The sequence below is a fragment of the Sphingomonas sp. PR090111-T3T-6A genome (assembly GCF_000383095.1).
In the GTDB taxonomy this organism is placed as follows: Bacteria; Pseudomonadota; Alphaproteobacteria; order Sphingomonadales; family Sphingomonadaceae; genus Solisphingomonas.
Map to the genome: position 1 here is coordinate 46,630 of NZ_AORL01000001.1, position 9,667 is coordinate 56,296.

At 68.3% G+C, this 9,667-nt stretch carries 12 protein-coding genes; 3 read left to right on the forward strand and 9 right to left on the reverse strand.

Going from position 1 to position 9,667, the window contains the following annotated elements; all coding sequences use genetic code 11:
• Positions 1-3: 3 nt before the first annotated feature.
• From ST3T6A_RS0100220 to ST3T6A_RS21655, 5 genes are all read right to left on the reverse strand, one after another.
• Positions 4-903 (reverse strand): ROK family protein, encoded by a 900-nt coding sequence (locus ST3T6A_RS0100220; RefSeq protein ID WP_019830869.1) that lies wholly within the window; start codon positions 901-903, stop codon positions 4-6.
• Between the two features lie 210 nt (positions 904-1,113).
• The gene (locus ST3T6A_RS0100225) at positions 1,114-2,412 is read right to left on the reverse strand and encodes a sugar MFS transporter (protein WP_037537272.1); all 1,299 of its coding nucleotides are present in this window, start codon (positions 2,410-2,412) and stop codon (positions 1,114-1,116) included.
• 84 nt (positions 2,413-2,496) lie between these two features.
• Entirely contained in the window at positions 2,497-3,537 is a 1,041-nt protein-coding gene (locus tag ST3T6A_RS0100230) for a LacI family DNA-binding transcriptional regulator (protein WP_037537274.1), read from the reverse strand.
• Positions 3,538-3,569: 32 nt separating this feature from the next.
• The gene (locus ST3T6A_RS18950) at positions 3,570-4,628 is read right to left on the reverse strand and encodes a Gfo/Idh/MocA family oxidoreductase (protein WP_019830872.1); all 1,059 of its coding nucleotides are present in this window, start codon (positions 4,626-4,628) and stop codon (positions 3,570-3,572) included.
• Between the two features lie 31 nt (positions 4,629-4,659).
• A complete protein-coding gene (locus tag ST3T6A_RS21655; protein WP_019830873.1) occupies positions 4,660-5,064 on the reverse strand; it encodes a hypothetical protein in 405 nt (134 codons plus the stop codon).
• Positions 5,065-5,221: 157 nt separating this feature from the next.
• Between ST3T6A_RS21655 and ST3T6A_RS0100245 the strand changes: the two genes are divergently transcribed.
• Positions 5,222-5,995: an SGNH/GDSL hydrolase family protein gene (locus tag ST3T6A_RS0100245; protein ID WP_019830874.1), complete on the forward strand. Its 774-nt coding sequence runs from the start codon at positions 5,222-5,224 to the stop codon at positions 5,993-5,995.
• Positions 5,996-5,999: 4 nt separating this feature from the next.
• Here the strand turns inward: ST3T6A_RS0100245 and pip are convergent, their stop codons facing one another.
• Entirely contained in the window at positions 6,000-6,962 is a 963-nt protein-coding gene (pip, locus tag ST3T6A_RS0100250) for a prolyl aminopeptidase (protein WP_019830875.1), read from the reverse strand.
• Between the two features lie 146 nt (positions 6,963-7,108).
• On the opposite strand from pip, the gene ST3T6A_RS0100255 reads away from it, so the two are divergent.
• Positions 7,109-7,738, forward strand: coding sequence for a glutathione S-transferase family protein (locus ST3T6A_RS0100255; protein ID WP_019830876.1), 630 nt, complete (start codon positions 7,109-7,111; stop codon positions 7,736-7,738).
• Between the two features lie 65 nt (positions 7,739-7,803).
• Here the strand turns inward: ST3T6A_RS0100255 and ST3T6A_RS0100260 are convergent, their stop codons facing one another.
• Both ST3T6A_RS0100260 and ST3T6A_RS22095 read right to left on the reverse strand, forming a co-directional pair.
• Positions 7,804-8,547: a Bax inhibitor-1/YccA family protein gene (locus ST3T6A_RS0100260; protein ID WP_019830877.1), complete on the reverse strand. Its 744-nt coding sequence runs from the start codon at positions 8,545-8,547 to the stop codon at positions 7,804-7,806.
• Positions 8,531-8,653, reverse strand: a complete 123-nt coding sequence (locus ST3T6A_RS22095) for a hypothetical protein (RefSeq protein WP_019830878.1) — start codon at positions 8,651-8,653, stop codon at positions 8,531-8,533. The genes ST3T6A_RS0100260 and ST3T6A_RS22095 overlap by 17 nt, the downstream gene beginning before the upstream one ends.
• Between ST3T6A_RS22095 and thpR the strand changes: the two genes are divergently transcribed.
• Positions 8,652-9,203 (forward strand): RNA 2',3'-cyclic phosphodiesterase, encoded by a 552-nt coding sequence (gene thpR / locus ST3T6A_RS0100270; protein ID WP_019830879.1) that lies wholly within the window; start codon positions 8,652-8,654, stop codon positions 9,201-9,203. The two genes, ST3T6A_RS22095 and thpR, sit on opposite strands and share 2 nt — an antisense overlap.
• 114 nt (positions 9,204-9,317) lie before the next feature.
• Here thpR and ST3T6A_RS0100275 read toward each other — a convergent pair.
• Positions 9,318-9,667 (reverse strand): OmpA family protein (locus ST3T6A_RS0100275; protein ID WP_019830880.1); only part of this gene is annotated, 350 nt, incomplete at its 5' end.

Sequence of the window (9,667 nt, forward strand, 5' to 3'; positions counted from 1 at the left end):
CCGTCAGGCGGCGGCCAGAGCGTCCATCGCCAGCGCGATCGCGCCCATCGGCCCGGCCTGATCGCCGAGCGCCGGGGGCGCGATGTAGCTCTCGATCTGCGACGACACCGACACCGCATCGCCATAGCCGGCCAGGCTGTCGACCAGCATCCGCCGCACCATCGGCAGGATCTGCGGCTGCTTGGTCGCGACGCCCCCGCCAATCAGGATGCGCTCCGGCACCGAACCCATCACGAGGTTATGGCAAAGCCCGGCAATGGCATGCGCCACCATCGACCAGACGATATGGTCGGCCGGCAGATCGCCGCCATTCTTGCCCGTCCGCTGCTCCACCGCGAAGCCCGAGGCGAGGCCTTCGACGCAATCGCCGTGAAAGGTGCAGGCCCCTCCCCAGCTATCGCCCGGAAAGCGGGGAACGCGCATATGGCCGGCCTCGGCATGGCCGATGCCCATCACCGGGCGGCCGTTGACGATGATCCCGGCGCCGACGCCAGTGCCGACCGTGATGTAGGCATGGGAGGAGAGCCCCTGCGCCCCGCCCCAGCGCCCCTCGGCCAGCGCCGCGCCCGACACGTCCGTATCGATGGCGGTCGGCGCGCCGTAGCGGCTCGCGAGTCGCTGCGCGACGTCCGTGTTGCGCCAGCCCGGCTTGGTCGTGGCGGTGATATAGCCATAATCGGGCGCGCCCGGCTTGAGCTGCAACGGCCCGAAACAGGCGAGCCCCAGCGCCGCGAACCCGCGCTCGGCCTGCCACTTGTCGAGCACGCGCTCGATAGCCGACAGCGTTTCCTCAGGGCTCGTGGTGGGGACGCGTTCCTCCGCGACGACCCCGCCCGGTCCCGTGGCCAGCACGCATACGCATTTCGTGCCACCCAGCTCCACGCCAGCCGCAAGCACGCTCATCGAACGAAATCCCACTGATACTCAGGCATTCATCCTCGCGCCTTCAGGCTGATGACCATGACCGCCCTCACAAGAGCAGACCGTCCCTTTCCTCTCCGGGAAAAAAACTAAAATTGAAAGAAGAATTTCAATGCAAGCGGATTACAAATGGGAAGGCCCCGCCGCAACGGTGCGGCGGGGCCTTCGTTCTTGTCCCACACGGCGCTTCGATCAGTGTCCCGAGGGCAGCGCCACGGTGGCATGCTCGGCGCCCTTCACCCGCGCCGCTGCCAGCGCGAAGACGAGGATGCCGGCATAGCCGATCACGGGCACGATGAAGGCATGGCCGAAGCCGCCCGTCACATCGGCGATCTTGCCCGCGATGAAGGGCAGGATCGCGCCGCCGACGATCGCGACGCACAGCAGGCCCGACGTGGCCGAGGCCGGCGCCGACGACCGCTGGAGCGTCAGCGTGAAGATGGTCGGGAACATGATCGAGTTGAACAGGCCGATGCTGAGCGCGCACCAGGCCGCCGCCGGGCCGCTCAGCGTGAAGGCGGCCAGCGACAGCAGCCCCGCCACCGCAACCATCACCGAGAGCAGGATCGGCGCCGGGAACACCGCCAGCAGGCCGCTGCCGAGGAAACGGCCGATCAGTGCGCCGCCCCAGTAATAATTGGCGAGCATCCCGCCCGCGACAAGCAGGCTGACGCCCAGCACCTCCGGCTGGTTGAGGAAATTGATCATGATCGACCCGATCGACACTTCCGAGCCGACATAGAGGAAAATCGCCAGCGCCCCCGCCAGCGCCCAGCCGGATCGCAGCGCCGTCAGCGGCGAGGCATTCTCGCCCGCGGCACCCGTCCCGCCATTATGCGGCACGGCGTTCTCGATACGGTGGCGCATCACGAAGATCAGCAGCCCCAGCGCCAGCAGGAAGGCCGCGATGATGAGGAAGGCGTGGTTGACCGCGCCAAGGCCCGCGATGCGCGATGCCTCGTCGGTGATGGTCGCGCCGCCATCCTTGAACACATCGCCCGACAACATCAGCGACGAGCCCAGATGCACGCCCAGCACCACGCCGAGCGAGTTGAAGGCCTGCGCCAGCGTCAGGCGGAAGTGGGACTTCTCGGGCACGCCCAGCGCCGCCGCGAGCGGGTTGGCCGCCACTTGGAGCGCGGTGATGCCCGCCGCCAGCGTGAACAGCGCCACCAGCACGAGCGCGTAGGTCTGCGCCGCAGATGCCGCGAGGACGATGAAGCAGCCCAGGATCATCACGCCGAGCGAGGCCATGATCGTCTTGCTCGGCCCCAGCCGGCCGAGCACGGCGGCGGCGGGCAGCGAGAAAACGCCATAGGCCAGGAAGAAGGCGAACTGGGTCAGCATCGCCTCGGCGCGGCTCAGGCTGTAGATGCCCCGAAGCGCCGCGATCAGCGGATCATTGTTGGAGGTGATGAAGCCCCAGGCGAAGAAGAGGCAGGTAACGGTAATGAACGCGGGCAACGCACCCGCCGCGGATCGACTCTGCATCTCTTCTCCTGTCAGTTCTTGGCCGGCGCCGCGGCGGGCAATCGGCGGGTGGAGGTTGCGCAGGCGATGACGCCGCTGTCAATCTCAGCGTCCGCCCGCGTCCCTCACGGGGCCGGTCGAACCGCGAACGACGAGCTGATAAGGCAACATCCGGTGCGGCGGCACCTCCTCGTCCTCCAGCAGCGAGAGCAGCGCGCCCGTCGCCTCGCGGGCCATGTCCCGGATCGGCTGGTGGATCGTGGTGAGGCGCGGCCAGACGACCGAGGCGATGTTGCTGTCGTCGAAGCCGACCACCGAGAGATCGCCCGGCACCGACACGCCCGCCTCATAGGCCGCGTTGAGCACGCCCGCCGCCATGTCGTCGTTGCAGGCGAAAATCGCGGTGGGCCGATCCTTCAGCGCCAGAAGCTGGCGCCCGGCCTCATAGCCCGAGAGGAAGGTGTAGGCACCCTGCGTCTCCAGTTCGGGATCGATCGGCAGGCCGTGCGCCTCAAGCCCGGCGCGATAGCCCTCGAAGCGCGCCGTGGCTGAGGCGTGGGTGACATGGCCGCGCACGATGCCGATGCGCTTGTGGCCGAGCCCCACCAGATGATCGACCACGGCACGGGCGGCGCTGCGATCGTCCATCGCCACGTCGGGGGCCTGGCTGCCGCCGCTGGTCGGCGCGATGCGGGCGTAAGGCAGCCCGCAGGCCTCCAACTCCGCCACCGTCGCCGCATCGTCGCAAAGCGGGGGCGCGAGGACCACGCCGTCCAACCCCGAGGCGCGCGCGATCGCCTGCATCTTGCCGGACGCGGTCGCCGCATCGGCGAAGGGCAGCACGAGCAGGCGGTATCGCTCGCCATGCAGCCGGTCGAGCGCGCCGGTCTGGAGGTCGACGACATAGTTGGGGCTGGGATTTTCATAAGCCAGCCCGATCAGGAAGGAGCGCCGCCCCGCAAGGCTGCGCGCCGCCACGTTCGGGTGGTAATCCAGCTCCGTCGCCGCCGCGAGGACGCGATCGCGCGTCAGCGGACGGACGTTGGGCTCGTTGTTGAAGACGCGCGACACAGTCTTGATCGACACGCCGGCGGCATCCGCGACATCCGTGATGGTGGAATGCCGCGTTGCTGGTTTTCTTGCCACCCCTGTCCCCGTTCTGGCTCTCCTGCGGGCAATTAGCCCTGTACGGCCGTTACAGGCAAGCGCCGCGCGCCTTTGGGCTGCGGGAGGGGCTCTCCGGCATGGGCGGCGGCGATGATCGCCACGACGTCGCGAGCCTCCACCGGATCGACCGGAAGCGCCCCGCCGGAGCGGATCGCGGCCGCCATCGCGCGATAGAAACCATAAGGATCGCCCGCTGCGACCGGGGCTTCCAGCCGCTCGCCATCCTTCGTCGCGCGATAGGCCGGGATCGGGGGAAGGCCTTCCGCGAAGCCGGGCCGCGAGGGGTTCTCCCCGGCCCGGAGCGCGGCCTCCAGCGGATCGAGGCCTTCGGTCCACCAGCTCCCGCTGGTGCCGTGCAGCGCCATGTGCGGTCGCGTCGCGGCGACCAGCGTCGAGGCGGAGAGGATCGCGCGGGCCTCGCCATAATGGAGCGTCAGCTCGAAATAATCGTCGGCGCCTGCACCGGCGCGCTGGGTGGCGACATCAGCGGTCATCGCGTCCGGCCAGCCGAACAGGCCCAACGCCTGATCGATCAGATGCGGCCCCAGATCCCAGAGCAGCCCCGCCCCCGGCCTCGGCGTGTTGCGCCACACCGCCGCCGCCTCCGGACGGAAGCGATCCCAGCGCGCCTCGTAGAGCGCGACCGGCTCCTCCGCCGCGATCGCGCGCGCGGCGAGATAGTCCCCGTCCCAGCGGCGATTGTGATAGACGCTGAGCAGCCTCCCCGCCTCCGCCGCGACGTCGATCAGCCGGTCGCATTCAGCGAGGCTCGACGCCATCGGCTTGTCGACCACGACATGCCGCCCGGCCCGCAACGCCGTCTCGGCATGGGCGGCGTGGAGGTCGTTGGGTGTCACCACGACCACCAGCTCGACCTCGTCGATCGCCAGCAGCGCATCGATGTCGGAGACGACCTGCGGCCGGTCGCGCCGCTCGGCGGCCTCGGCGCGCGAGGTCATCACGGCGGCGATGCGGTAATCGGGAAGCGCCTCGATGATCGGCGCGTGGAGGACCGCGCCGGCAAGCCCATAGCCCACCAGCCCGACCCCGATCGGGGAGGATGTCGTCATGTCCCCAGTTGGGCGCCCGGCCGCGAGTCCGTCAAGGCTTGGCGGGCTTGGACTGCCTGGGCGGCGTCGGCACCGGCTCGAACCAGCCGAGCACGCAGCGCGGATAGGCCGCGATGCCCACCGACCGCACCCCTGTCGTATCGAACACGCGAACGAAATCGCCCTCGCAGAGCTGCGATCCCCACGGCTCCGTCTCCAGCGCGCCGAAGCTGCTGTTGAGCTTCTCCACCCCCGGACATTCGGTGCGCAGATGGTTGCGATAGGTGCGCAGGCCCGAGGTGAAGATGATCGTGTCCTTCCCGTCGGATCGATGGCCCGTGTAGCGCTGGCTGTCGATGCAGGAGACGGCGCCCGGCGGGCGCGGCGCATCCGGCGCCTTGGCCGCAACCGCGAGCAGCGCGCAAGGAAGGATGACACCCCAGCGAAGCATGTTCATCGGCCCGACTCCTGACTGCCCGCACATGGTTACGCCCTCAGCCCTGAACGACGCATGGCCGAGCTATATCATATAAATTAGGCCACCATGGTTGCCATCGCCGGAGCGGTCGAGCATCTCTCGGCCTGCCTCGCTTTCCCCCGTTGGAGACCGTCCGATGATCCTCCGTCGCCTTGCTCTTGCCGTCACGATGGCGCTGGCCCCGATCGCCGCGCACGCCGCCGAGCCGACTCAAGCCCAGAAGGATCAGTGGGCCAAGGAAGGCGAAGAGCGCCTCCACACGGACTGGGCGTGGCTGGGCAAATATCAGGCTGCCAATGCCGCCCTCTCCGCTCGCGGCAAGGAGCCGCGCGTCGTCTTCATGGGCGACTCGATCACGCAGGGCTGGTTCGATCAGGTGCCGGAGTTCTTCACGGCCGGCCGCGTCGGCCGCGGCATCAGCGGGCAGACCACGCCGCAGATGCTGCTCCGCTTCCGGCAGGACGTGCTCGATCTTCATCCGGCGGTCGTGCAGATCATGGCGGGCACGAACGACATCGCCAGCAACACCGGCCCGATGACCATCGAGCAGACCGAGGCGAACTTCCGCTCCATGACCGAGCTGGCGCAGGCGCATGGCGTGCGCGTGATCCTCGCCTCGATCCCGCCGTCATCGGCTTTCCCGTGGCGTCCGGGCCTTGCCGTCACCGAGAAGATCAAGACGATCAATGCGTGGCTGAAGCAGTACGCCGCCGAGACGGGCTCGACCTATGCCGACTATTGGTCCGCGCTTCAGGACGGCAAGGGCGGCTTCCGCGCCGACTGGGCGAGCGACGGCGTCCACCCGAACAAGGCGGGCTACGCCGTCATGATCCCGATCGCGCAGAAGGCGATCCGCGAGGCGCTGGCCAATCCCGTGCCCAAACCGATCGCCATCGCCGCCAAGCCCTGAAACGTCAGCCGTGCCGATCCGCGTGGGCGTCGGTCGCGCGGATCAGCCGATCGAGGATGCCGGGCTCGCTGTACGCATGGCCCGCGTCCGGGATGAGGTGGAACTCCGCTTCCGGCCAGGCGCGGTGCAGATCCCAGGCGCTGCGCACCGGCGTCGCGGCGTCGTAGCGGCCCTGCACGATCGTGCCGGGAATGCCCTTGAGCTTGTGGACGTCGCGGAGGAGCTGCCCCTCCTCCATCCAGCCCTTGTTGACGAAATAATGATTCTCGATCCGGGCGAAGGCAACGGCGAACTGCTCCTCGCCGAACCCGCCCGAGGTCGCCGGATCAGGGAGCAGTGTGATCGTCTCGCCTTCCCACTGCGCCCAGGCGCGGGCGGCTGAAACCTTCTCGCTCTCGTCGCCGCCGGTCAGGCGCTTGCGGAAGGCTTCAAGGAGATCGCCGCGCTCGGCCTCGGGGATGGGGGCGAGGAAGCGCTCCCACTTGTCCGGGAAGAGCCACGCGGCGCCCCCCTGATAATACCAGTCCACCTCGGCCTTCCTGAGCAGGAAGATGCCGCGCAGGATCAGCTCGGAGACGCGCGCCGGATGCGTCTCGGCATAAGCGAGCGAGAGGGTCGAGCCCCAGCTCCCGCCGAACACCAGCCATTTGTCATGCCCGCACATCTCGCGCAGCCGCTCGATGTCGGCGACGAGGTGCCAGGTGGTGTTGGCCTCCAGCTCGGCATGGGGCTCGGACCGGCCGCAGCCGCGCTGGTCGAACAGCAGCACGTCGTAGCGCGCCGGATCGAAGAGCTGGCGGTGCGCCGGGCTGCACCCGCCGCCCGGCCCGCCATGCAGGAACACCGCCGGGATGCCGCCCGGCTTCCCCACCCGCTCCCAATAGACGCGATGCCCGTCGCCCACGTCGAGCAGGCCGGAAGCATAGGGCTCGATCGGCGGATAAGGCTGGCGCAGCGTCTCGGTCATGCGGGAATCTCCTGAAGCGCCATCCGGCATCGCAGAGCGCGCGGCGTTCGCCAAGTGCGCTTGCCGCTGTTCCCCGCCGGGGACTACCATCGCGCCGCGCCGGAGGGACTCGGCATCCAGATCATCGTTGTTGAGGGAGCAGCAGCATGAGCGACGAACTCGTCTTCTACACCAACCCGCAATCGCGCGGACGGATCGTGCGGTGGATGCTCGAGGAGGTCGGCCAGCCCTATCGCACCGAGGTGCTCGAATATGCCGCCTCGATGAAGGGCTCCGCCTATCTGGCGATCAACCCGATGGGCAAGGTGCCGGCGATCACCCATCGCGGGCAGGCCGTCACCGAATGCGCCGCGATCTGCGCCTATCTGGCCGATGCCTTCCCCGAGGCCGGCCTCGCGCCGCCGCCGCAGGATCGCGCCCGCTATTATCGCTGGCTGTTCTTCGCCGCCGGCCCGGTGGAGCAGGCCGTCACGATCAAGGCGCTCCAGGTCGATGTGCCGGCCGAGCGCGAACGGATGGTCGGCTACGGCACCATGACCTGCATGCTCGACGCGCTGGAAGGCGCGCTCGACGGGCGGGACTATATCGCCGCCGACCATTTCACCGCGGCGGACTGCTATGTCGGCGCCCAGCTCCACTGGGGCATGATGTTCGGCACGGTGGAGAAGCGGCCGACCTTCGAGGCCTATGTCGCCCGGCTGACCGCGCGCCCTGCTCACCAGCGGGCGATGGAGATCGACGACGCCCTCACGCCGGCCCCCGCGCCCGCCGGCTGAGCCCCACGAAAAAGGCCCGGCGGATCGCTCCGCCGGGCCTTTCCTTTACGGCTTCCGTTCCCGGATCAGTTGCGCTGGTTGCCCATGAAGCGCAGCAGGAAGAGGAACAGGTTGATGAAGTCGAGATAGAGCTGCAACGCGCCCATCACCGCCGACTTGCCGGCATAGGCCGTGCCGCGCACCGCGAAATAGCCGCTCTTGATGCGCTGCGTGTCATAAGCGGTGAGGCCCGCGAACAGCAGCACGCCCACCGCCGAGATCAGCAGGTTCATCGCCGACGAGTGCACGAACATGTTGATCAGCATCGCCACCATCAGGCCGAACACGCCCATGATGAGGAAGGTGCCGAAGCCCGACAGATCCTTCTTGGTGGTGTAGCCATAGAGGCTCAACGCCGCGAAGCTCGCCGCCGTCGCGAAGAAGGCCTGCGCGACCGAACCGCCGGTGTAGACCAGCAGGATCGTCGACAGCGACAGACCCATCAGCACGGCATAGGCCCAGAACAGCGCCTTGGCAGTACCTTCCGAGATGCGGTTGATGCCGAAGCTCAGCCACATCACCACGCCGAGCGGCGCGAGCATGACGAGGAAGCGGATGAGGCCGCCCTGCATGAAGATCTGCGCGGCTGGCGACTCTGCGCCACCACGCGCGAACAGCATCGCGACGATGCCGGTTAGCAGCACGCCGGATGCCATGTAATTGTAAACGGACAGCATGTAGGACCGCAGCCCTGCGTCGAACGCCGCCTCACGGGCGCCCGTCGCAGCGCGAGGCACCGCGGTCGTCCGGGGGTCAGACCAGTTCGCCATCGAAGATACTCTCCTTGTCATCGACGATCAGCGTCGACACCGGCAATATCAGGCTTCCCGGTCCGCCTTTCAAGCGAAACCGGATCAGAGCCGGAAGGAAGAGCATGGCGCATCACCGCCTTTTCGTCGCGATCAGGCCCCCCGCCCCGGTGTGCGCGGCGCTGCTGAGGGTGATGGGCGGCGTGCCCGGGGCCCGCTGGCAGGACGACGCCCAGCTTCACATCACGCTGCGCTTCATCGGCGAGGTCGACCGCCATCAGGCCGAGGATATCGCCGCCCTGCTCGGCCATGTCCGCCATCCGGGCTTCTCGCTGACGCTCGCCGAAAGCGGCACGTTCGAGCGCAACGGGCGGGTCGACGCATTGTGGATCGGCGTCTCGCCCCGCGATCGGATCAAGGCGCTCCATGGCAAGATCGACCGGATGCTCGCCCAGGCCGGCGTCGCGCCGGACAGCCGCGCCTTCCTGCCCCACATCACCCTCGCCCGCTTCGCCCGCAGCGCCGCGCCGCCGCCGGGCGCCGCCGCCGGCATCGTCCCGCCGCCGCTCGATCCGTTCGCCGTCACCAGCTTCGAGCTGTTCGAAAGCCATCTCGGCTCGGAGGGCGCAATCTACGACACCGTCGCCCGCTACCTGCTGGACCCGCCCGAGGCCTGATCGCCCCATCGACGCAAGACCTGTCGCCCAAAGCGGACATGAAAAAAGGGAGCCGGCCGAAGCCGACTCCCCTCTTTTCCGTCGAGCCCCCGAAGAGGCTCTCGCGGGAAGACCTTACTGACCCGAACCCGGGCCGAAGGTGATTTCCACGCGACGGTTCTGCGGCTCGCGCACGCCGTCGGCGGTCTGCACCAGGAGGTGCGTTTCGCCGAAGGCCTGGGTCTGGAGCGCCGTGTCCGGCACGCCCTTGCCCGCGAGATACGACTTCACCGAGTCCGCGCGACGCTGCGACAGGCCCATGTTGTACTTCGGCGTACCCGACGTGTCGGTGTAGCCGGCCAGCATGACCGAAGCCGAACCGGTCTGCGCATAGGCAGCGGCGGCGTTGTCGAGGATCGAAGCCGCTTCCGGCGTGATGTCCGACTTGTTCCAGTCGAAGAACACGATGAACGGACCCGGGTTCG

Bases quoted from the DNA above. Each gene is read 5' to 3' on its own strand.
- ST3T6A_RS0100220 (WP_019830869.1), bottom strand. From the start codon at position 903: ATGAGCGTGCTTGCGGCTGGCGTGGAGCTGGGTGGCACGAAATGCGTA.
- ST3T6A_RS0100225 (WP_037537272.1), bottom strand. From the start codon at position 2,412: ATGCAGAGTCGATCCGCGGCGGGTGCGTTGCCCGCGTTCATTACCGTT.
- ST3T6A_RS18950 (WP_019830872.1), bottom strand. From the start codon at position 4,628: ATGACGACATCCTCCCCGATCGGGGTCGGGCTGGTGGGCTATGGGCTT.
- ST3T6A_RS21655 (WP_019830873.1), bottom strand. From the start codon at position 5,064: ATGAACATGCTTCGCTGGGGTGTCATCCTTCCTTGCGCGCTGCTCGCG.
- ST3T6A_RS0100245 (WP_019830874.1), top strand. From the start codon at position 5,222: ATGATCCTCCGTCGCCTTGCTCTTGCCGTCACGATGGCGCTGGCCCCG.
- pip (WP_019830875.1), bottom strand. From the start codon at position 6,962: ATGACCGAGACGCTGCGCCAGCCTTATCCGCCGATCGAGCCCTATGCT.
- ST3T6A_RS0100255 (WP_019830876.1), top strand. From the start codon at position 7,109: ATGAGCGACGAACTCGTCTTCTACACCAACCCGCAATCGCGCGGACGG.
- ST3T6A_RS0100260 (WP_019830877.1), bottom strand. From the start codon at position 8,547: ATGGCGAACTGGTCTGACCCCCGGACGACCGCGGTGCCTCGCGCTGCG.
- thpR (WP_019830879.1), top strand. From the start codon at position 8,652: ATGGCGCATCACCGCCTTTTCGTCGCGATCAGGCCCCCCGCCCCGGTG.
- ST3T6A_RS22095 (WP_019830878.1), bottom strand. From the start codon at position 8,653: ATGCTCTTCCTTCCGGCTCTGATCCGGTTTCGCTTGAAAGGCGGACCG.